Origin of the sequence: Zhongshania sp. (genome assembly GCF_029212375.1) — a bacterium.
Classification (GTDB): domain Bacteria; phylum Pseudomonadota; class Gammaproteobacteria; order Pseudomonadales; family Spongiibacteraceae; genus Spongiibacter.
In genome coordinates, this window is record NZ_JARGNU010000014.1 from 74,656 (window position 1) to 96,472 (window position 21,817).

Genomic DNA, 21,817 nt, shown 5'->3' on the forward strand with positions numbered 1-21,817 from the left:
CTCTAAAGCAAAAAGCCCCGATCACAATGACCGGGGCTTTCGTTGGCAAACTAACAGCGCGTTAGCGCTTTTTATAGCGCGGGATTAATCAAAGAACCACACCGCAACCATCGCAACGCTACTCATCACAATAGTGTACGGCAGAGCCATTATCACCATTTTGCCGTAAGACAAACGAATGAGTGGGGCTAGTGCAGAGGTTAGCAAGAACAAGAATGCAGCTTGGCCATTTGGGGTGCCAACACTAGGAATGTTGGTGCCGGTGTTAATGGCTACAGCTAAATGCTCAAGCTCTTCGCGGGTCAGATGACCAGCATCAAATGCGGCTTTAACTTCGTTTATATACACGGTGGCAACGAATACGTTATCACTAATAACGCTGAGCGCGCCGTTGGCAATAAAGAACATCAAGGTGCGCATCTGGCCTTCCATCGCCAATACATGGTCGATAATCGGCTTAAACAAATGCTGCTCATGAATAACGCCTACTATCGCAAAAAACACTACCAATAATGCGGTAAAGGGCAGCGCCTCTTCAAAGGCATGGCCAATGCGATGCTCGTCTACAATACCGTTAAACGCAGTCTGTAAAACAATAATTGTTAAACCAATCAAGCCCACAGGCGCCAAGTGAAGGGCCAAACCCACCACCAAGAACACCGCAACAACGCCCTGCACAATTAGCATGGCAACGTCGGAGGAGGTGCGTTTACGATCTTGCTCTGCAGAGTACTCTTCTAGAACTGTACGCACTGAAGTTGGTAATTTTGTGCCGTAACCAAACTTGCCAGTAACTTCAAGCAGCGCACACGTAAGCAGGCCAGCGAAGAGTACAGGCATGGTTACCGGTGACATAACATGCAAGAAATGCATGAAATCCCAGCCCATTTTCTCTGCAATTAACAGGTTTTGGGGTTCGCCAACCAAGGTGCACACGCCGCCCAGAGCGGTACCAACTGCACCATGCATTAACAAACTACGCAAAAATGCGCGGAATTGCTCTAAATCTTCGCGGGAATTATCAGTAACCTTGCCGTCGTCACCATGGTCGTGGTCATTGTGCGAATGGTGGCCACCCGAGGCAACGCGGTGATAAACCGAGTAAAAGCCAATACCCACTGCAATTAATACCGCCGTTACCGTGAGGGCATCGAGGAAGGCACTTAAAAAGGCCGCCATAAAGGAAAATAGTAGCGACAAAGCGACCTTAGACTTTACTTTAAGAAGTAGCTTGGTAAACACGAAGAGCAACAAATTCTTCATGAAGTAAATGCCTGCCACCATAAACACCAGCAGCAAGATCACTTCAAAGTTATTGCGGGCTTCCATATACACGGTTTCTGGCGACGCCATACCGATAACAATGGCCTCTAGCGCCAACAGGCCGCCTGGCTGCAAGGGGTAGCACTTAAGTGCCATTGCCAAGGTAAAAATAAACTCCGCAATTAGCGCCCAGCCAGCAATAAACGGGCCTGCTGTATAGAAAAGAATCGGGTTTAAGATGAGAAAACAGATAATCGTTTTTTTATACCATTTAGGCGCATTGCCAAGAAAGTTATTGGCAAAGGCTTGAACCATAGTCTGATCCATAAAATCACTATCCTTATTAGTTTGTCATTCGGCTTCGGACGACGGCAGAGGCCAGTCGGGTAATGACCGGCGCTAATGATAATACAGTCTGTTGCGCAGAACCATGCTGAGGTAGTGCTGGCAGTAAAAGACAGCACATAAATAAGGCTAATCGCCGGATAAACGGCGATTAGTTAGTGAAGGATGGTGCTGCAATGCAGAAAAATTGGGGGTTAGTCTGAGGAAACTACCGGCAGCAGGGGGCTTCGTTCTGGAGTTAGAGGCGAATCGGGATCCAGAACTTTGTGCGGCGTGACCATCTGAGCAATACAGTTAATAACAAACCACGATAAAATCATCGAAATTAGGGTGTGGCTTAGAAAATGGTGGCCCAATAGCATTTTATAGCCACCCATAAGCCAACCGGCGCCGATGGCAAAATAAAGCACTTGTCGACGGCGGCGCCGAGACTGCGGCAAGTAGTATAAAGCCATTAAGGCAAAGCCACCGCTGGCGTGGCCGGCGGGGAAGCAGCGCTGCTGTTTGCTTGGTTGTTGGCCAGCGGGGTAGCGCTCAAAAATTTTAATGTACGGAATATCGCCACCGTATTGGTTTAAGGCGTAGGGGCAGGCCACATTGGTGGTGCCCTTTAATGACGAAACAACCGCCGGCCCGAGCGGCAACGAGAGTAATACAATGAGTAAGCCGCTGTGATATTGCTTAACCAGCGAGTGTTTTCTAAAAAACAGCAGGCTCAGTAGCAAGCTTAATTCAAACAAAATTAGGAGCTTTTTGGGGCCGTCGTAAAGCAGGAAATGCCGAATCGGGCTACCCTTAATGCTTAACAGCCACTGCTGACTCCCGCTATTGTAGAACAGGTCCTGCACCCAAATATCCAATGGGGTAAATTCAAAGCATACCGTGCAAGCCAGTAGCGCGAGCAGGGAATACTGAATATGTTTAGCGGGCCGCATTGTGGCTTTCTTCATCTTCTTCGTCTTCCAACACAACCAGTTTTACAGCAGCGGCGGGTAAAAGGTCGGTAGTTACCTCAAAGACTTCCAGCAAGGTGTCAAACACCACGTCGTGGGAATTGGCTTGGTCTTTAAGCGCAAGGGTCTGCTCATAATCAATGTCTGAAGAGGGGCCAATCCACGCAACAACCGGAACGTGAGTTTGCGCTTCAGGTGCAAAGCTATAAGGCATGCCATGCAAATACATACCGGCCTCGCCCAAGGATTCACCGTGATCACTTACATAAAACATGGCTGTTTCATATTTAGGTGAATTGGCTGATAACAGCGCAATTACCTGCGACAGGAAATAGTCGGTATACAAAATGGTATTGTCGTAGGCATTGATTATTTCCTGCTGGCTGCAATCCGAAAGCTCTGCCGATTGGCAGGCGGGCGTGAATTTCTCAAACGCTGGGGGATAACGCCGATAATACGCTGGCCCATGGCTGCCCATTTGATGCAGCACAATTAAAATATCGCCGCTTTTATTGTCGATATAGGTTTGCAACCCGTCCAACATACCAATGTCGCGGCACTCTTCGTCACACACGGGGTTGCGCTCGCTACTGCGAAAATTTTCAAAGGGTACCCTGTCTGCAACGCCTTTAGAATCTGAGTTATTGTCTCTCCACAGTACATTCACGCCGGCTTTTTGCAATAAATCCAAACCGTTTTCAGTGTTGCGGGCACTGTTTACGTTGAAATTGTCGTGGGCAGAATACGAAAACATACACGGCACAGAAATAGCTGTGGATGTGCCACAGGAATGAATATTACTGAAACTGATGAGGTTTTGTTGCTTGGCGAGCAGCGGATTGGTTTCGCGTTCGTAACCGTTGAGTGAAAAATGATCAGCGCGGGCGGTTTCGCCCACCACTAAAATAACCAGTTCGGCGTGAGCATCCTCGGTTTCCAAAATATTGGCAACGGCCTCAAGGCTCATAAAGGGTATGGGGTCGGCCGTTGGTGCAAAACTTGCCGCAAACTGCATGGCAGAATAAATAGGGTAGGCGGGGCTAATATAGTAGCGCACGGATTTGTGCTCTCTAAAAAAGCTCGCGTACTGGCTGCTAAAACTAAATATACACGCCGCCATTAGCGCCAATGCCAGCAGCGCGGTAATGCCGTGACTAATCAGTCGCTTCCCCCAGCTACCCTGCTGACTGCGATAAACCCATAGCAATACCACTGGTAGTACACCAAGTAATACCACTCGCAGAATCAAGTTCAAACTGAGTAAATCGCTCGACTCGGCCACATCCGTCTCAGCCAAGTTGCGGATCATATCCACGTCGATAACCGTGCCAAATTGGTCTGAAAAATAGGCTGTGCCCGCCGCGACCAGCAAAAAGAACGACACCGTAATCCGCCACGGCAGCACAAGGCTGAACACCGCCATTAGCAGGGTTAAGCACGCAACCAGCAAAACCACCATCGACACAATAAAGCCGCTGTTGTCTGCCCAAGGGTATAAATCTAGAACCGCTGAAAAAAAGCTTAAGTTGGCAGTTGCGCTCAGAAAAACAGCAACAACAACCATAATGTGGTAAGAGCGCAGGCGATACAGCAACGACATATAGTTTTTTTCTCATAGTAAAACGCACTGAGCTCAACGCAGAGATACAGCTCAATATTCGGGGCGTGCCGACAGCGCATACCCTATTTGGGCACACAATATCGCGTAAAAATTAAGAATTACTTAAGAAAGCCTACAAAAGTGAGTAGCGGCCTAATATTCGCGCAGAAATAGCGAGCACCGCCACCAAAATTTACAAACTAAGCCTTTTTGCTGCCGCTGATGCCTGTGTAAATCCCTTACTTTGTTCCAGCCATTATAGCGTTAAGCTACATCGATGAATAAACCGAAAGCACTTAATTTAGGAGCAAAAGGACGCATGCTCACCCTCAAAAACTACTTTATAGCGGCGGTGGACTTAATTTGCATAGGCCTCGCGGTTGGCGGCCTGCTATTTGCCTGTACCAATCAAGAGGCCGATCGCCAACAGCAAGATCGGAAAGAGGCCATTATTCAAAGTGTCGTACTGCAAGCACCACTCAATACCCTTGTAAATCTAGATGAATCACTTTGGCGTATAACTGAAGGCGGCCTAACTGTGCGGGTAGACCCCGAGTTTGGCATTTTGGTGGATGTTCGCTATTGGGCGCCTAATGCTGAAACAATAATCGCTAATTTTAAAAATGCAGGCTATAAGTTAGATTACATCAATCCAGCCAACCAACGCCTAACACTTTGGGTAAAAACACAGGCGCAATTACAAAAACTGGCAGGCATAAATGGTGTGAGTGCAGTGTCGGTTAGCACCGCGACACCCAAACGAGAATTAACACTAAAGGCATTTGATGAGCGTAAACACTAATTGGGCGGCATTACTCATTGGCGGGCTGGTATTATCTAGCCAAGCCAGCATTGCAGAGTTAAACCTCAAGCAAAAGCTCGCACAAGAATCGGCTACTGTCGGCAAAATAGACAGCCACCTGCGCAGCCTTGTTAGCCCAGAAACACCGGAATTTGCCAGCACCATTCGCACCAATCCCCAGCCAGAGCTGCGGATGCAGCGCAGTGCTAACGTCGCGGCAGACCAAGGGCTACTCTTGGTATTACAGCTTAACGATGCCAAAGACCTACCCGCATTCCTAAGCGAACACGGAATTGATTTACTCTTTTTAAGTGACAATGGTCGCCATGCAACTGTGCGGGCGTACAATTCTAACGCTATTTTAGCGCTGGCCGAGCAAAGTGGCGTTCAATCCCTAAGCCTAGCGGAACCATCGGTGCTGCGCATTGGGTCGGTGACGAGCCGCGGCGGGCGAGCAATGGGCGCCACCAGTATCAGTAACACCTTGGCGGTAGATGGCAGCGGCCAAACCATTGGTATTGTCTCCGACAGCTTTGCGCAAACCGCCTCAGTGCGCGGCAACAACACTACCCCCGCAAAAGGCATCGCGGGCAATTTACAAAGCGCTCGCAATCAAATAAGTGGCGATCTTCCCCCTGTTATTAAGCTGTTAAGAGACGACGTAGAAAAGGGCACCGACGAAGGGGCCGCCATGGCCGAGCTTATTTACGATGTGGCGCCTGGTGTAGATTTACTGTTTCACGCTGCGGGCAATAGCCGCGCCGAGCTAGCGGTGGCTATTAACACACTTTGCGCGGCCAACAACGCCAGCATTGTTGTTGACGACATCTTATTTATTAGCGAAAGCACCTACCAAGATGACGCGCCAGCCGCCGCCGCTACGCGCTGCGTTGCCGCCGGAATACCGTATTTAAGCGCCGCCGGCAACGATGGCGATCAAGCCTACCGCTATGTCTACAACGACGCCAACACCACCTTAGACGAACCTGGTACCACCCTTTGGCCCACCGGCAACGATCTGCACAACTGGAGCTCCAACAACAACCCCGACCGATTTTTAAGTATCACCCTAAATCCAAATAGCACAATATATGTTGTGCTCAACTGGAATCAGCCCTACGCCTCAATAAGTCCCGCAAAGGGCGCGCAAATCGACCTCGACTTATATGCAACGACTGCAGCGAATGTATTAGCCCTCAACCCAAATAGCCCCGACTTTTACGAACGGGGTGCCAATAAGCAAGGAATCACCGGCCAGCCCGACGGTGACGCCTACGAATTTGTAAAATTAGTTACCGGCGCCGCAAGCCAAACCTTTTATATAGCGGTAGAGCATTTTGACGGAAGCCAAGGCGACATTCCCCAGCAAACCGGAGTACCGCTAGAATTTAGAATACTACTCACTGGCGGCCAACCAAGCGCCGTTGAATACAGCTTTAACGGCGTCGCAGTTTGGGGGCACACAGCCGCGGCAAATATTGCCTCGGTAGCCGCTGTACCATGGTGGGAATCGCCAGAGTTTCGGCCAGAAGGCTACGACACCCTCGGCATAGACCCAGAACCCTTTAGCTCGCTCGGCGGGGTACTCGAAATACAATTTGACCAAAACGGCAATTACCTGCGCCAAAGCCGCACAGTGCCCAGCTTTTCCGCCATCGACGGCAATAACAATACCTTTCTTGGCGCATCCTCAAACAATGTCGCCCCCGAAGACGGCGAGCCAGACAACTTTCCCAATTTCTTCGGCACCTCTGCCGCAGCCCCCAACGCAGCCGCCGTTTTTGCATTACTAAAACAGGCCTATGCAACAGCTACGCCTGCCCAGCTCATCAGCGCAGTTCAAACCACTGCCATCGACGTTAACGGCGGTCGAGCCCGCACCGGCTACGACGATGTTAGTGCCAACGGCCTAATAAACGCCGAAGCAGCGGCCAGTGCACTGTCTATTGCGGTGGGTAATCCTGCTCCAGCGCCAACCCCAAGCGCACCTGTGGCGCAAAGTGGCGGGGGAGGTGGCGGCGGTGGCGCCTGCTTTATAGCAACCGCCGCCTACGGCAGCTATTTAGCGCCAGACGTAAAAATACTGCGCGACTTCCGCGACAACGTTCTGCTTCCCTATACGTGGGGGCGAAAATTTGTGGCTGCCTACTATCATTACTCACCACCGGTAGCCAACTATATAGCGGGCTCAAACACCCTGCGTTTTGTAAGCCGAGTGGGCCTGAGCCCCTTGGTATACGGGCTAAAATACCCGTTGTGGAGTGTAATCAGCCTACTGGCTGCGCTACTCGCTTTGCGCAAATATCAGGGCATAGAAGGGCGCGCCAACAAGCGCAGGTAATTTAGCTAGCAATAAAGCAGTCTAAGCCGTTGATTTTTTTGAATCATATCAGTAGACTGCGAACGCTTTTAAAGCACTAGCGCTACCCAAAAGCCGTTGTTCATAGGTTTTTGCATCATAACTGGCTCTTACGCCAGAACCCCTTAGCCCGGGTGGTGAAATCGGTAGACACAGGAGACTTAAAATCTCCCGACAGCAATGTCGTGCCGGTTCAAGTCCGGCCCCGGGCACCAATATAAATCAATAGCTTACAGCGATTTTGCTATTCGAAGTCAAATCCAGAAAATCTTCATAGTAGACGTATAGTAGACAAAGGCATTTCGTGTGCTTGCGGTAGTTTAATGGCAGAACTAATCAAGTTATCTACGTGTTAGCAGTTGATGCAGACCAAAAATAATTTTGCTGATGGTGGCGGGAGTCGACAGCCGCTGGGCGGTGTTATCCGGCAAATGAAGTCCATGCCTGAATAATAGAGGTATGGGGTAGGTTCCGGCGTTGTCCCAACGCCGGAACCTACCCCAGTCTAACAGTTTTACCGCTACTTGTAAATTACGTTTAAAAACAAAGAGTTACGTGTGATTCGGGTGATTTGGTGGGGTGGGTGAGTATAAATACCAATAATCTTTAATGTGTTTTATGTTGTTTGACAATGTAGGACAATGTATTGTGTTTATCGTAACGGTGCAGTTTTTTCATGTGGGAGCTTGATAAATGCGTTCCTTTGTTAATATCCATGACAAGAATCTTTTTCAAAAGCGTGAAGCAGAGAAAGATAATCAGCGGTCAGTCCTACAAAAGTCAATAAATGATGGTAGGGCGGAACTTGTTGTTGCTTCGATGAAGCCAGTAAGCGCTATTGGTGCCCCACGGTTTCAAGCCTTTAGTTAGAGCTACCCTGAATAGCCCTAAAATCAATAAGTAATCCTTTGAAACTAGCTAAACAGCCAATTGACGCGCTAGCCCAGCTACTAATCCAAATAGCAGAATCACACTCTCAGCCGGAAATTGTCCTCATTGGTGGGCAAGCCCTATATCTTTGGGCCTCCCACTATTTGATTGATGAAATGACGTTGGAAGAGTTCGCTCACGTAACGAGTTTTGATTTGGATTTTTTGGGGAAGAAAGCTGCGATAGAGCAATGCGCAGAAGCTTGGGGGGGAACGTTTAAGCTCCCCGGTTTTGAAGACTTCACCCCTCAATCTGGAAAAATTGCGTTAGAAGACGAGGATGGGGATCCGGTAAGTATCGATTTTCTAGGCCAAGTAGATGGGATCTCGAATGGTGACTTGGATAAAGGGCTTGATTTAATTCCTTTAAGCTATGGTGGGCAGGTAGTTGATGTTCCATTACTTTCGCCGCCGCTATGCTTGCAAGCTCGAATACATAATTCCTTGCATCGTGGTTATAGCAATGAGCGCTATGATAGAGAAATTGTACGGGTGGGGCTGGCGATTAAGGCAACAAGGTATTATATCTCTGACTTACTGACGGCTAGAGGGGCCAAGCCGGGGCTGAAAATACTTAAATATCTTAAAAAAATTATGATGAGTCAGGATGCCCGTCGACTTTATCGAGATCATGGTATTAGTGTTCTTGATGCCATCCCTTTCCAGCATCCTGTGTGGCCGGAGGCCTTTAGAGAGCAGGAGTATCCTCGCTTACTTGCCAGGCAGAAAAGCTATTTAAAAAAGCCAGTGCTTGCCGGAAATTAAAAAAATAGGCCACGAATATATTATATAAACTCCCCTGCCGACTGGATTCTAGGGTTGCGTTAGTGCTGCGCATTTCCTGTTCGCCTCAAAAGATCAGTTGATAGTTTGTCATGGATAGTTTCTTGGGCTTAAGCAAAGGGTTTTCGAAAGACTCATCGGGCTATAATTGATGCCTAGGATATAGTGGATTGCCTTATCAATTAGTTAATTAGCAGAATCTTCGGTTCTGTATTTGATTATCGTACAGTTATTGACAGAACTCCAAGGGCGGCGCATTCGCACCTCCTGAAGAATCAACACCTTGGGGGGATCTAAGTTTATGGGCCGACTTTGGATCGTCCACGTACGAATCTGGGCTTTAATTATTTCGGAGTTTTGACAAATGTCCCCTTTAAGTTGCGTTACGGCTTCGCGAAATTGATTGAGCCGATCAATTATTACGTGGAGCCCCCACAATAATTGATCAACTCAGGTGTAGCCCACCTAATCTCAGCTACTCGCCTTTTTAACAAACTCCGATTTCAGCATCATTTCGCCGATTTTATCTACACGGCAGTCGATGTTGTGGTCGCCGTCGACGATGCGGTTAACTTTGAGTTTGGTGCCAATTTTTATTACGGTGGAGCTACCTTTTACTTTTAGGTCTTTGATTAGGGTGGCGCTGTCGCCTTCGAATAGGTCGTTGCCGTTGGCGTCTTTTACTTTGGCAATGTCGGCTTCTTCATCGCCGCTGGTGGGTTTCCACTCGTGGGCGCACTCGGGGCAGATTAGTGAATCGAGGTCTTCGTAAACAAACGCAGACTGGCATTTTGGGCAGGGTGGGTAGTTGCTCATAGGTTAATCCTTATGCATGGTTTATAAAAAAACGGTAAATTCTTTCAAGCCAATTGATCTAATGAGCTGCGCTAGCGCGCTCATGTCTTCTGTGGCGATGGGTTGATCGTTATTGTCTGCAAGCACAAAAGATTTGTTGCTGGCGTCGCGCAGCATCACAAACCATTGGGTGCTGCTCTCTGGGGTTTTAGTGCCAGGGCTTATTCTTACCTGTGCTTCTTGCCAGCAGCCTTTTTCGCCTAGGGCGATGGCTTCATTCAATAGCATGGTGATTATCTCTTTTTAGGACATGATCAATTGCGTCGTTTAGTGTGGAGAAAGACGCATCTAAAGGGCCTTTGGCATCTCCCCGCGCTTTAGACAGTGTTTTTAGCGGCTGAAACTGCCATGCGGAAAAATGCAGCTGTATGCCTTTTCTCTCGCAGTGAATCAGTAAGTTTTCGATGGCGGCTAAGCCGCCAGCATCCAGATAGTTGTTGTAGCGCATATGCAAAATTAGGCCGTCTAAGGTTTGAATTTGCTGGGACAGCTCGCCAAGAATGCGATCTGCGGCGGCAAAAAATAATGGGCCATTAATTTTGAATACTTTCCATTTTGGGGGCAGGGCATTATGCACAAAGTCGGGATTGTCGCTTACGTCCACCACTTGGGTGAGGGTAGCGATCTCTTTCATAAAAAGAATCGACGCTAATAATATGCCCGCGGTAATGGCGACTACCATATCAAAGAAGACGGTTAGCGACAGGCAGGTGAGCCAAACTAAAATGTCGCTTACTGGGGATTTTTTGACTAATTTTACAGATTTGTGCGCCTCGCTCATATTCCACGCAACCACTATTAATAATGCTGCCATGGCGGGCATGGGAATATAAGCAAGTGTTCCGGCGAATAAAATGAGGCCTAACAGCACAATAATGGCGTGAATAAGGGCGGCCACTGGCGAAGTTGCCCCCGCTTTATAATTGGTGGCAGAGCGGGCTATTGCCGCGGTTGCGGTAATGCCACCAAAAAACGGCGTGACAATATTGGCCAAGCCCTGGGCGAGTAGCTCGCTGTTTGAACTATGGCGTTTGCCCGACATATCATCTAACACCACAGCGCACAGCAGCGATTCAATCGCGCCCAGCATAGCTATAGCAAATGCCGCAGGCAGTAAATGCGAGAACAGTGAGAAGCTTAGTTTGAGCGGTTGTCCGGCGGCGTCTAGCCGGTTCCATGGCCAGTCTAGGGTGGGAAGGTAGGGCGGAATGCCTTCGGCCAAGGTGCCATTGGGTAGCAAATAATGAAAGCGCGAACCGATGGTGTCTACGTTAACACCCATATTTCCGAGTATTACACCGAGTAGCCCAGCCAATATTAACGCCGGTAAATGGGCCGGTATTGGTGTGCGCAGCCTAGGCCACAGAATCATTATCAGCAATGTAAAGCCTGCAATAAAGGTGCTGCCAGTATCAAGCTGATCCAGATTTGCGCCTATGGCCGCTAATTTACCTATAAAGGTTTCTGGCGTGTTGGTAAGGACAATGCCGATAAAATCGGGTATTTGCAAAACAGCAATTACAATAGCGATTCCGCCCGTAAAGCCAAGCGTTACCGAGTTTGGAATGTATTCAATAAAGCGGCCGAGGCGGGCGAAAGCCATCGCAATAAGGATGAAGCCCGCCATAACCGAGGCCAGCAATAGGCCCGCCAAACCATATTCAAGCGTTAGCGGATGTAAAATAACCACAAAGGCAGCGGTTGGCCCGGAAATGCTATAGCGGCTGCCGCCCGTTAGCGCAATAACGGCGCCAGCAATAATGGCCGTGTATAAGCCGTATTGCGGTGACACACCACTGGCAATAGCCAGTGCCATTGCCAAGGGAATTGCTATTACGCCAACGGTGACGCCAGCGATAAGGTCTTTCAAAAAGCTGTTTCGACTATAGCCCTCAGCCAGCGCCTCGCGAAGTGCATAACCCACCCGTAACGAGAATAGGTGTTTTCGGTGAGACATTGGTGTTCTCCAGGCTCGGTATTTGAGTATTTACCCAGCTGCGGGGCTATTCCTATAAGACACAGGCAAATATTGGCTCGAATCGTAAGTCATCGGTAGCACAAAGGATTGGTTGGTGTGTATTATATGTTAATATTATTAACATTCAATGCGTCTTAATTGCCATGGCAAGAATCTGCTGCTAACCAAAGGACACCCCGATGAGCCAATCTAAACTGCAACAAGCCCTTTCTAACTACGGTATACAAAACCCAACAGAAGTCCTTTATAACACCGACTACGAAGTTCTATTCCAAGAAGAGACGCGTCCGGAGCTCTCTGGCTATGAAGCTGGTGTGGTAACCAAATGTGGCGCGGTAGCGGTAGATACCGGTATTTTTACCGGCCGCTCACCCAAGGATAAGTACTTTGTTAAAGACGACACCACCCGCGATACCTTGTGGTGGTCAGATCAGGGCACTAACGACAACAAACCAATTAACGAAGAAGTTTGGCAGTCGCTTAAGTCGGTGGTGGGTGAGCAGCTCAGCGGCAAGCGTCTCTTTGTAGACGATCTATTCTGTGGCGCTAATGCCGCCAGCCGCTTGAAAGTGCGCTTTGTAACCGAAGTTGCGTGGCAGTCGCACTTTGTTAAAAACATGTTTATTCGCCCCAGCGCAGCAGAGTTAGCCGATTTTGAACCTGATTTTGTGGTGTTGAACGGCGCGAAAACCACCAACCCTAACTGGAAAGAGCAGGGCCTTAATTCTGAAAACTTCGTTGCCTTTAATATGACCGAAGGCATGCAGCTTATTGGCGGCACCTGGTATGGCGGCGAAATGAAGAAGGGCATTTTCTCGGTAATGAACTATTTGTTGCCGCAAAAGGGCATGGCCTCAATGCATTGTTCGGCAAATGTTGGTGAAGACGGCGACACGGCGATCTTTTTTGGTTTGTCTGGCACCGGCAAAACCACCTTGTCTACCGATCCAAAGCGCGCACTTATTGGCGACGATGAACACGGCTGGGACGATAACGGCGTGTTCAACTTTGAAGGCGGTTGCTACGCTAAAACCATCAATCTTAGCCAAGAGCAAGAGCCTGAAATTTACGCTGCCATCAAACGCGACGCCTTGCTAGAGAATGTAGCGGTGGATGCCGAAGGCAATATTGATTACGCCGACAATTCAAAAACCGAAAATACCCGCGTGTCGTACCCGATCTATCACATCGAAAACATCGTTAAACCGATTTCGGTGGGTGGTCACGCGTCTAAGGTTATTTTTCTAACCGCCGATGCCTTTGGTGTGCTGCCACCGGTAACGCGATTAACAAAGGAACAAGCGGAGTATTATTTTCTGTCGGGTTACACCTCGAAATTGGCCGGTACTGAGCGGGGTATTACTGAACCCACACCAACCTTTTCATCGTGCTTTGGTGCAGCGTTTTTAAGTTTGCATCCCACCCAGTATGCCGAGGTTTTGAATAAGCGCATGGCCAATGCGGGCGCGCAAGCTTACTTGGTCAATACCGGTTGGAATGGCAGTGGCAAGCGTATTTCTATTAAAGCCACTCGCCAGATTATCGACGCTATTTTAGATGGCTCAATCGAGAACGCGACGTTTAACACCCTGCCGGTGTTTAATTTGGCAACCCCAGTAGCGCTGGCCGGCATTGAAGAAAATCTGTTAGACCCGCGCCAAACTTACGCTGAAACAGAGCAGTGGACAGCAAAGGCGCTTTCTTTAGCAGGGAAATTTATTGCCAATTTCAAGCAGTTTACCGACACCCCAGAAGGTGCGGCCTTAGTTAGCGCCGGACCTACCATAGAAGGTTAGGAATGTTGCCCTAAGCGCTGAGCAAACGCTCTGCGCTTAGGCGCGCTGTTAAGTACACTGCCATGTTTGTTAAGTTGCCATGGCAGTTTTTCTAATTAATGAGTTTCTCCATGGAAAAGCGCACTGCACGATTAACCCTTTTAGTCGACCCTCATAAAAAGGCGGCCTTCGAAAAGCTGTGTGAACAGGAGGACGTTACCCCCTCTCAAAAAATTCGCCAGTTTATGCGCGATTATATTGAGCAAGCGCTTGGCCCAGATTGGAAAGAACAAGTTTTTAACGGTGAAGATGACGCGCCGTAACATCTCCTCAATGTGGCTACGCCCTTGCTAATATAAACCGCTTATTGGCTATGCATCCGTGGCAAAATTAATTGTAACGCAGTGCCCAGAGGCATACGCCTCATTGCTGTAGTGCCACCCCATGCGGGTGGTCAGTTCGCTAACGAGACGCAGCCCTAAACCAAAGCCCAAGCTTTCTACCGCCTCGTCACTGTGCCGATTGGTGTTAGTGACGATAATCGTTGCTGCCTGTTGAATGATGCGAACGTCGCCTTCCCATGTGTGTTGAAACGCATTCTGAATAATATTGGCGAGCACAATACGCGCCGGTTCGGTTGCTATTTCGATGCTAAAGGGCTGGGTTTGCACATCAATTTGCACGGCTTTGTCTTGCATTAGGTAACGGGATTCTGCCACCAAATCGTTGAGCAGTTGATCTAGCTGCACAGTGGTTTTGGGTAGCGACTCGTTTTGATCGTCGCGGCTCAACCAAAGCAAGGTGTGGGTGAGGTTTTTCATGGTGAGGCTAGCGCGGTCAATTCGGTCAACAATAGGGCCGAGCTGAGCGGGGTTAAGTTGCTGCTGCTGTTCTAATTTGCGCAGCAGATTGATGTTGCTGCGAATAATACTGATGGGCGTGCGCAATTCGTGGCTAACATGGCGCTGGTAGTGATGTTCACGCTCAAGGCTGTCGTGCACGGTTGTTAGGCTAGAGCGGATAAGGCCAGCCATGGTATTTAACTCTGGAAACCCAAAGTGCGGCACAGACTCGTGCAGCGACTCAGCGTTTAAATTGCGGGTCCACTGCACAAGTTCGGATACTGGCTGGGTAACTCGGCGGCTCAGCAGCCAAATAATAAATGCCAAGCCAATCAGCGTACCCACGCTAACCATAGCCAGCAACTGCTTGCTGCGCATTGCGCTAAGCCCGATCACGCTTGATGCGTCTTTGCGGGTGAGGGTGCGAGCAATAAAATAATCTGTGCCGTCTATGGTATGCCTAAGCAGAAAATGCACCACCCGCGGCGGTTCAAGCCAAGTGGCATTGTGCTCTTTAACGAGCACGTCGGTTTTGTCTGGAAGCTGTGCAAACGGCTCGCTAAGGCTGGGCGGCATTAACGCCCAGTTAGAGGTAAAGTAATAACCGTCGATGGTGTTCAAGCCGCCGCGCTCAGCCTTTGGTACACTTTTTATATACCGGCTTGCAGCCTGTTCCATTTGGCCTGCAACAATGGTATCCATGCCGCGAATAAAATAATGGGCGCTAAGCAGTGAGAAACCGCCAACAATAACAACGAGCAAACCCAGTGCGCTTAGTGCCGCCAGCAATTTAAGACGCATCGTTGGGGTCCTCGCGCAGCACAAACCCAAAACCACTTAAGGTGTGAATAAGCGCGGGGGCGCCATCTATGTTAATGGCTTTGCGCAATTTAAACATATGCACTTTAAGGGCGTTGCTGTCGGGGCTGTCGTCGCCCCACAGCGCCCGTTCCAATTGATTTTTAGTCACGCTGGCGGGGGCTGCCCGCAACAGCACTTCGAGTAAGGTCCAGTTGCTGGGCGACAAATGCAGACGTTCGCCACCGCGACTCACCTGGCGCTCGCTAAGGTTCATGGTTAAATCGCGGTATTGCAGCTGCTGCACTTGGCCGCTGCGCCGCCGTGCCAGCGATTGCAGGCGTACCACCAGCTCTTCAAGTTCAAAGGGCTTAACCAGATAATCGTCGGTACCGGCGCGAAAGCCTTCAAGTTTGTCGCTGAGTTGGTCCCGTGCGGTTAGCATAATTACGGGGGTATCTAGACCGTCTAAACGCAATTGTTGGCAAACGCTAAAGCCATTTAGGCGCGGCAGATTAATGTCGAGGAGGATCACGTCGTAGCGGTGGCTGCGCAATAAATTTAGCGCCGCCACGCCATTGCTGGCGTGGTCGCTGTCGATTTGCTCCAGCGCCAGATAATCTATAACCGTGCAGGCCAAATCGTGATCGTCTTCTACTAACAGCACATTCATTTATTGTCAGCTTTTGGTTTGTGGCTGTGGCTATGCGAAGGCCCCGTGGCTTTGTTTTTATTCAGCTTGATGATCACGGCTTTTCACTCCTATTAAATCCAGCATGCGCTCCAGCGCGTCGTGAATATCGTGTTTAATCATCAACAGGCTGGGGATGATAATAAGGGTTATTGCGGTGGCAAACAAAATGCCGTAGCCCAGCGAGATTGCCGCTGGAATTAAGAACTGCGCCTGCACCGAGGTTTCGCCAAGCAAAGGCATTAGGCCGGCGTAGGTGGTTAGCGAGGTGAGTAACACCGCCCGCAAGCGGCTTTGGCAGGTTTCCATAATGGCGTCGTGCAGGCTCATCTCAGGCTGCTCTTCACGCAATTCATTAAACCGAGAAACCAGCAGCAGGCTGTCGTTCACCACCACGCCGCTGAGCGCAATAATGCCATTGAAGGACAAAATACCCAGCGATACGTCATTAAGCCAGTGACCGAGAATGGCGCCGACAATACCGAAGGGAATCGCGGTCATAATCAACAAGGGCTGAGTATAGGATTTGAGCGGTATGGCCAGCAACATGTAAATAATTAGCATGGCGATTAGAAAGCTGTTCACCATCGACGACTGGGTTTCTGCCTGCTGTTCTGCCTCGCCAGCAAAGTGCACATCAATGCCGGGAAATTGGCGATACAACTGGGGCAGTAAATCACGATTAACAAGGCTCACCAGCTCAGTAGACGACAGCACATCTTTGTCTACACTGCCGGAGATATACACGGCGCGCTTGCTGTTAATGCGGGTGATGCTGTCGCGGGTATAGCCAAAGCTGGCGGTAGCCACATCGCTTAAGGCCAACACGCTGCCGTCGGCGGTGCGAATATGGGCGTTGAGGACGTCTGCCGGAGTGCCGCGGTCTTGCTCAGGATAGCGCACCTTTACTTCAATCTCGTCATTATTGCGCTGGTAGCGCTGCACCACTTGGCCGCTAAAACCCTGCAAAATTTGGCTGGCGAGTTCGTCGGTTGTTAAGCCCAGCGCGCGGCCCTGGGGTGTTAGCTTGAGTTGTAACTGAGGCTGACCAGGTTGCAAATTGTCTTCTAGGCCGCTAATACCTGGCAGTAATTGCAGCTGACCTTTAAGCCAACTGCCGGCAGCAGTGAGCAGGGCGTCGTCGGTGCCGCGCAATTCAATTCGCAGCGCGTCTACCATGTGCCGCGAGCTTTGAATTCGCAGGGTTTGCACACCCTCGGGAATGCCAGCGGCTTGTTGCCACGCCTTGCTAAATGTACGCACATCGTAGGGTGAGTCGCTGCGCAATTCCACGGTGACTTTGCCGCGCTGATCGGCTTCTGAGAGTACTTGCAAATGGCTAATAGCACTAACTTGATCGCCACTCTTAGCGCGCAGTTTTTGGTCGGTTGCGTAAGCGAGGGCTTCGAGTTCGCGCAAGCTGGCATGGGTTTGGCCAAAGCTGGCATCGTTAAACAAGGTGATATCAGCGCTCACGGTGTCGCCAATAATATCGGGGAAGAAGCTCAGCCTAACGGCGCCGGTAAATGGCATGCTAACAACGCCAATTAGAATCGCCATTGAGATCAGCGAGGTTGCGTAGCGGTGGGTGAGCGCCCAGTCGATCACTGGACGATATAGCTGCTGACTAAACCATTGCAAGCCATTGTCGCAACCGTGCTGTATTCGCTGCCAACCCGCAGCCAAGCCGCTGGGCGGTGCGCTGCGACGAGTTTTAAGATGCGCCAGATGCGACGGCAAAATTAGTTTTGATTCAATTAATGACAGCAGCAGGCAAATACTAACGATCATCGCGAACTGACTATAAAGCTGGCCGAGTATGCCCTCGATTTGCGACAGTGCTGCAAACGCCGCCACCGTGGTGAATACCCCAAACATGGTGGGAATCGCAACGCGGGAGGTACCTTTAATGGTGTTGGCAACCGTGTCGCCGTATAGCCGTCGTTCGGTGTAAATACTTTCGCCAACCACCACCGCATCGTCTACGACGATACCCAGCGCCAAAATAAAACCAAAGGTAGTGAACTCGTTAAGCGTGAGTGCGGCGTAGCTGTCACCCATAAAAAACAGGGTGCCAAAGAAAATAAAGGGCAGCCCCATTGCAACCCAAAAGGCCACGGTTAGATTGAGAAATAGGGCCAGCAGCACAAACACCAGGGCGATACCGGAGGTGGCATTTTTGATTAATAATTGCAGGCGCTCATTAATCAGGGTGCTGCGGTCGTACCAACTATCGAGGTAAACGTCGTTTGGAAGTTGGCCGTTGTGCTGCCACTCGTCGAGTACGTTGCGGGCGGCGGTAACCGTGTTGCTAATGTCGTCGGTGCCCGCAGCCAGAACCTCTATGGCCAAGCTGTTTTTGCCTTGAAAACGCGACAGCACTGCGGTGTTGTCGTCGAAATCATCGGTAATGGTGGCAATGTCGCCGAGTTTAATCATGTCGCCGCTGGGGGAGGCTAGCAGGGGAATCTCAGCAAAATCTTGCTTTTGGTAAGCCTGTTCAGAGGCCTTTAGCTGAAGGTATAAATGCTCGTTTTTAAGTGTTGCCGCAAGGGGGGTGGACGACCCCGCATTAATGGCCGCCTCAACATCGCTAAGCGATAGGCCGTAGGCTTGTAAGCGGCCCTCGCTAATTTCTACGGTGAGCATGGGGTCCAGCCAGCCAGAAATAGTAACGCGGCTAATTTGGCTTTCTGCCAACAAATCCATTTTTAGTTTGTCGGCTAATTGTTGCAGGCTGTGGCGGTCGGTATCGCCATAGAGCTGCACCCACAGCGAATGCTCTTGGCGTTCAACAATTTCGATAATCGGGTTTTTAGCGCCGGCGGGAAAACTGGAAATAGCGTCTACTTTTGAGCGCACATCGCGCAGCAGTAAATCGATATCGTAACCAGACTGACGCTCTACGGTTACGGTGGCGCCATTGGCCGTAGCGCTACTGGTAATGGATTTTATGCCGGTGACACTTTGCAGTTGATCTTCAATTTTTATCGCTAGGCCTTCCTCCGATTGCTGCGCCGAGCCGCTGCGATAGGTAATGGAAATACTCAGCGCGTAGGGGTCCATACTCGGGAATGCTTCTTTGCGCAGGGAACCGGCCTGCATCAACCCCAACACGATTATTAGCAGCATGAGCAAATTCGCCGCAACAGGGTTGCTGGCAAACCACCCGATAATACCGCCACCAGTGGGTTTATTACTCATCGCCGCTGGCTCCTGCAGTGACGGTTTCTGCCGTTACTGGCTTCACCGCATGAACACGTACACCAGGCAAGTAGCTGCTAAGCGGGTGAATGACCACTTTTTGTGGGCTGGCGGCCAGCACTTTTGGTACTGGGATATACACAAAACCGCCATTATTAAAAAGGCTGGCGGCAGTAAATTTACGGAGAATGTCGCTGCTGTCTACATACCAGATCTCGCCGCGCTGGCTCAGCGCCGAGGCGGGGAGCTGCCATAAATTATCGACCCAACGGCCTAGCAAAGTGGCCTGAACAAAGGTGCCTGGTAGCAGCGGAGGGGTTTGCGTGAGTGGCGCATTTATAGTGACAATCGCGGCGCGCTGGCGAGTTTCACTGTCGCGGTGTAATTCGCTGCGGCTAAGTACGCCCTGCCATTGCTGGCCAGTTTCCACTTGGTTTAGGCTCACGGTGCGGGCATCGCTGCTAAGGCTGGCCAAATCGCTCGGCAGTTGCAGCCAATCCCGCGCGGCAAGGGGCAGTGATAATTCGAGTTGCTGGCTGTCATCAAGCAACGCGATAACTGTGCCGGTTTGAACGTAGCTACCAGGGGCAATGTCACGACGACTGATAATGGCGTCGAATGGCGCCTTAATTTGGGTGTGATTTAAATTATTGCGGGCATTCGCTAGTGCCGCGTCTGCTTCGGCAACGGCCGCTCGGGCCGCGCGCAATTGCGGTTCGCGCAATACCAGTTCCGAATCGGGTTCGCCCTTTATATTCGAGGCCTGCCATTCGCGGCGAGCTTGCAGCGCTTGGCGTTCTTCTTCTAACAACGCGAGTTTGGCGTCTGCCAATGCCCTTGCCGCTGCGCTAAGCGCAGCCTTATATGGGGCGTCATCTACCTGGGCCAGTAAGTCGCCTGCTTTTACAATATTACCACTGGCAAAATGAGGTGACAGCTTGCTTACTTGGCCAGAAATTTGGCTGCTTAGCTCAAGTCTATACCGCGGCTCAGCGCTGCCATAGCCGGTGATAACAGCTTGGTAACGACTGGGGCTAACCGTAATAACCTTTACTTCTGTTCGCACGGCTTGGCTTTCCACCGGCAATGGTTTAGCCGCGTGATGCGACAAGCGATATTGGGTATATACCGCAACACCGAGCAGTACAAGAACGGCCGCGATCAGAATAAAACGACGGGAGTATTGGTGCTTCAAAGGTCTGTCTCCAAGACGGTGGTCTGGGCGGGTGCGGGTGCTTCCCAGCCCAGGCCTAAAGCCAGCGCTAGGTCTATACGATTAGTGAGCCGCTGGCGTTGCAGCTCATTTTGCTTAAGTAGCAGATCAAAGGTTTGTTGTTGCACCGTGAGTAAATCGAGCATGTCGATAAGGCCAGCGCGATACTTCTGCTGATAATTGCCGAGGTTGCGAGCGGCGTTGGCAACCGCGTTGCCAATTAACTGTTGCTGGCGCTGCAGCGATTGTTCAATGCTAAGCGTGTCTTCCACTTCATTCACCGCGGTGAGCAGCGTGGCGCGATAGGCCTGATACCGTTGGGCCTCTTGTAAGGCGGCAATGTCGGCAGCGGCTTTTAACTGGCCGCCCTGATAAAGCGGCGCCGTTAATTGGCCAAGCAAAGACCACAGCGGATTTGTTAGCAGTGCACGGCTGGGGGTATTGGCGACATCTTCCAGCGCGGCACTTAAACTAAATTGCGGCAACATATCCTTGTAGGCCGCCTTGCGCTGAAAAGCTGAGGCCTCGATAGCCGCAAAGGCGGCTTGTAAATCTGGTCGTCGCGCTAAGGTTTGCGGCGGCAGCGCAAGCAGCGGGGGTAAAATGTTGGGGTATTTTTGAGGCAGCTGCGACGGCTCCGGCCGGTAGCCACCCAACAAAGTGCTTAGTGCGCGCTGAGCTTGTTTGAGGCTTTCCCTGCTGCTTTCTAAGGTCGCTTCAGTGGATGCCAGCGAGGTTTGAATGTTGTCTAGATCTGCACGGCTTGATAAGCCACTGCGGTAGCGGCTATCTACAAAGTCTTGGTTCAGTTGCAGGTTTTCTACCAGCTGGGATTGAAGCGCTATTTGCTGCTGCGCGGCCACTAGGTCTAGCCACTGCTTGCATAGCTGGGCCACTAAGGTATCGCGGGCGCCTTGTAATAACAGCGCTTTTTCCATTACGGTTTTGGCTGCGGCGCGATTTTTATCCGCGAGCTTAGCCCAAATATCTGCCTCCCAACTTATGGTGAGGCTGCCGGTATAGCGGTTGCTGATGCTGCCGTCACTGCCAGACTCGCTACGCACACCCTGTAAACCCGCGCCAATTTGTGGCAAAGCTTGGCCGCGAACTTGGCGCTGTTCGGTTTGGGCAATTTGCAGGGTAATTAGGGTTTGCTGCAAATCTGGATTGGCCTGTAGTGCAATAGTAATCAGATTATTAAGATCGGCGGAGGAAACCAGTTGATTGAGGTTGGATGCATTTGCAAAGGTGTTTTGCTCTAATGCCCAATTGCCAAACTCGTGTTGAAGCGCCGTTGCTTGGTTTGTAAAATCACCGTCGGGCGGGGTGGTGGCGCAGGCACCGAGTAGTAACGCAATTAAAGGTAATAGCCGGTATTGGCGGCGAGACAAAGGCTTGGCAAGTAAGGGCATGGGGACTCTTGGTGC

General features: G+C 50.4%; 16 protein-coding genes and 1 tRNA gene. 6 read left to right on the top strand and 11 right to left on the bottom strand.

Annotated features, from left to right (window positions below; translation table 11 throughout):
• Positions 1–84: 84 nt before the first annotated feature.
• The 3 genes from nhaB to P1U47_RS14085 all read right to left on the bottom strand — a co-directional run bounded on the left by nhaB (position 85) and on the right by P1U47_RS14085 (position 4,161).
• A complete protein-coding gene (gene nhaB / locus P1U47_RS14075) occupies positions 85–1,590 on the bottom strand; it encodes a sodium/proton antiporter NhaB (RefSeq protein WP_301029776.1) in 1,506 nt (501 codons plus the stop codon).
• Between the two features lie 212 nt (positions 1,591–1,802).
• Complete coding sequence (locus tag P1U47_RS14080) at positions 1,803–2,558, bottom strand: phosphatase PAP2 family protein (RefSeq protein WP_301029777.1); 756 nt, start codon at positions 2,556–2,558, stop codon at positions 1,803–1,805.
• Positions 2,530–4,161, bottom strand: a complete 1,632-nt coding sequence (locus tag P1U47_RS14085) for a phosphoethanolamine transferase (RefSeq protein WP_301029778.1) — start codon at positions 4,159–4,161, stop codon at positions 2,530–2,532. Before P1U47_RS14085 ends, P1U47_RS14080 begins: the two co-directional genes overlap by 29 nt.
• A 319-nt stretch (positions 4,162–4,480) precedes the next feature.
• Between P1U47_RS14085 and P1U47_RS14090 the strand changes: the two genes are divergently transcribed.
• From P1U47_RS14090 to P1U47_RS14105, 4 genes are all read left to right on the top strand, one after another.
• Positions 4,481–4,963: a hypothetical protein gene (locus P1U47_RS14090; RefSeq protein ID WP_301029780.1), complete on the top strand. Its 483-nt coding sequence runs from the start codon at positions 4,481–4,483 to the stop codon at positions 4,961–4,963.
• Positions 4,947–7,304, top strand: a complete 2,358-nt coding sequence (locus tag P1U47_RS14095; RefSeq protein WP_301029782.1) for a CFI-box-CTERM domain-containing protein — start codon at positions 4,947–4,949, stop codon at positions 7,302–7,304. Before P1U47_RS14090 ends, P1U47_RS14095 begins: the two co-directional genes overlap by 17 nt.
• 146 nt (positions 7,305–7,450) lie before the next feature.
• Positions 7,451–7,537: transfer RNA gene (locus P1U47_RS14100), tRNA-Leu, on the top strand.
• A gap of 693 nt (positions 7,538–8,230) precedes the next feature.
• On the top strand, positions 8,231–9,016 hold the full coding sequence (locus tag P1U47_RS14105) for a hypothetical protein (RefSeq protein ID WP_301029785.1): 786 nt from the start codon (positions 8,231–8,233) through the stop codon (positions 9,014–9,016).
• A gap of 489 nt (positions 9,017–9,505) precedes the next feature.
• Here P1U47_RS14105 and P1U47_RS14110 read toward each other — a convergent pair whose 3' ends face one another.
• From P1U47_RS14110 to dauA, 3 genes are read right to left on the bottom strand one after another with little or no spacing between them, the layout of a single operon-like run.
• Positions 9,506–9,850, bottom strand: coding sequence for a zinc ribbon domain-containing protein YjdM (locus P1U47_RS14110; RefSeq protein WP_301029787.1), 345 nt, complete (start codon positions 9,848–9,850; stop codon positions 9,506–9,508).
• 21 nt (positions 9,851–9,871) lie between these two features.
• Positions 9,872–10,117, bottom strand: a complete 246-nt coding sequence (locus P1U47_RS14115) for a hypothetical protein (RefSeq protein ID WP_301029789.1) — start codon at positions 10,115–10,117, stop codon at positions 9,872–9,874.
• Positions 10,104–11,846 carry a C4-dicarboxylic acid transporter DauA gene (dauA, locus tag P1U47_RS14120; protein ID WP_301029791.1) on the bottom strand — a complete coding sequence of 581 codons (1,743 nt, stop codon included), beginning with the start codon at positions 11,844–11,846 and terminating at the stop codon, positions 10,104–10,106. Before dauA ends, P1U47_RS14115 begins: the two co-directional genes overlap by 14 nt.
• A 200-nt stretch (positions 11,847–12,046) precedes the next feature.
• Between dauA and pckA the strand changes: the two genes are divergently transcribed.
• Positions 12,047–13,663 (top strand): phosphoenolpyruvate carboxykinase (ATP), encoded by a 1,617-nt coding sequence (gene pckA / locus P1U47_RS14125; RefSeq protein ID WP_301029793.1) that lies wholly within the window; start codon positions 12,047–12,049, stop codon positions 13,661–13,663.
• Between the two features lie 110 nt (positions 13,664–13,773).
• A complete protein-coding gene (locus P1U47_RS14130) occupies positions 13,774–13,965 on the top strand; it encodes a CopG family transcriptional regulator (RefSeq protein ID WP_301029795.1) in 192 nt (63 codons plus the stop codon).
• A gap of 48 nt (positions 13,966–14,013) precedes the next feature.
• On the opposite strand, the gene P1U47_RS14135 is transcribed toward P1U47_RS14130, so the two are convergent.
• Genes P1U47_RS14135 through P1U47_RS14155 form a run of 5 tightly spaced genes read right to left on the bottom strand, consistent with a single transcriptional unit; the run spans position 14,014 to position 21,802 of the window.
• Positions 14,014–15,285, bottom strand: coding sequence for a HAMP domain-containing sensor histidine kinase (locus P1U47_RS14135; RefSeq protein ID WP_301029796.1), 1,272 nt, complete (start codon positions 15,283–15,285; stop codon positions 14,014–14,016).
• Entirely contained in the window at positions 15,275–15,955 is a 681-nt protein-coding gene (locus P1U47_RS14140) for a response regulator transcription factor (RefSeq protein ID WP_301029798.1), read from the bottom strand. Before P1U47_RS14140 ends, P1U47_RS14135 begins: the two co-directional genes overlap by 11 nt.
• A 57-nt stretch (positions 15,956–16,012) precedes the next feature.
• Positions 16,013–19,177, bottom strand: coding sequence for an efflux RND transporter permease subunit (locus P1U47_RS14145; protein WP_301029799.1), 3,165 nt, complete (start codon positions 19,175–19,177; stop codon positions 16,013–16,015).
• Positions 19,170–20,372: an efflux RND transporter periplasmic adaptor subunit gene (locus P1U47_RS14150; protein WP_301029800.1), complete on the bottom strand. Its 1,203-nt coding sequence runs from the start codon at positions 20,370–20,372 to the stop codon at positions 19,170–19,172. Before P1U47_RS14150 ends, P1U47_RS14145 begins: the two co-directional genes overlap by 8 nt.
• Entirely contained in the window at positions 20,369–21,802 is a 1,434-nt protein-coding gene (locus tag P1U47_RS14155; RefSeq protein WP_301029802.1) for a TolC family protein, read from the bottom strand. Before P1U47_RS14155 ends, P1U47_RS14150 begins: the two co-directional genes overlap by 4 nt.
• Positions 21,803–21,817 lie beyond the last annotated feature (15 nt).

What these genes read in the sequence shown, in the direction of transcription:
- P1U47_RS14135 (WP_301029796.1), bottom strand. Translation starts at nt 15,285, where the DNA reads ATGCGTCTTAAATTGCTGGCGGCACTAAGCGCACTGGGTTTGCTCGTT.
- P1U47_RS14130 (WP_301029795.1), top strand. Translation starts at nt 13,774, where the DNA reads ATGGAAAAGCGCACTGCACGATTAACCCTTTTAGTCGACCCTCATAAA.
- nhaB (WP_301029776.1), bottom strand. Translation starts at nt 1,590, where the DNA reads ATGGATCAGACTATGGTTCAAGCCTTTGCCAATAACTTTCTTGGCAAT.
- dauA (WP_301029791.1), bottom strand. Translation starts at nt 11,846, where the DNA reads ATGTCTCACCGAAAACACCTATTCTCGTTACGGGTGGGTTATGCACTT.
- P1U47_RS14085 (WP_301029778.1), bottom strand. Translation starts at nt 4,161, where the DNA reads ATGTCGTTGCTGTATCGCCTGCGCTCTTACCACATTATGGTTGTTGTT.
- P1U47_RS14140 (WP_301029798.1), bottom strand. Translation starts at nt 15,955, where the DNA reads ATGAATGTGCTGTTAGTAGAAGACGATCACGATTTGGCCTGCACGGTT.
- P1U47_RS14080 (WP_301029777.1), bottom strand. Translation starts at nt 2,558, where the DNA reads ATGAAGAAAGCCACAATGCGGCCCGCTAAACATATTCAGTATTCCCTG.
- P1U47_RS14090 (WP_301029780.1), top strand. Translation starts at nt 4,481, where the DNA reads ATGCTCACCCTCAAAAACTACTTTATAGCGGCGGTGGACTTAATTTGC.
- P1U47_RS14145 (WP_301029799.1), bottom strand. Translation starts at nt 19,177, where the DNA reads ATGAGTAATAAACCCACTGGTGGCGGTATTATCGGGTGGTTTGCCAGC.
- P1U47_RS14155 (WP_301029802.1), bottom strand. Translation starts at nt 21,802, where the DNA reads ATGCCCTTACTTGCCAAGCCTTTGTCTCGCCGCCAATACCGGCTATTA.
- P1U47_RS14115 (WP_301029789.1), bottom strand. Translation starts at nt 10,117, where the DNA reads ATGCTATTGAATGAAGCCATCGCCCTAGGCGAAAAAGGCTGCTGGCAA.
- P1U47_RS14110 (WP_301029787.1), bottom strand. Translation starts at nt 9,850, where the DNA reads ATGAGCAACTACCCACCCTGCCCAAAATGCCAGTCTGCGTTTGTTTAC.
- pckA (WP_301029793.1), top strand. Translation starts at nt 12,047, where the DNA reads ATGAGCCAATCTAAACTGCAACAAGCCCTTTCTAACTACGGTATACAA.
- P1U47_RS14095 (WP_301029782.1), top strand. Translation starts at nt 4,947, where the DNA reads ATGAGCGTAAACACTAATTGGGCGGCATTACTCATTGGCGGGCTGGTA.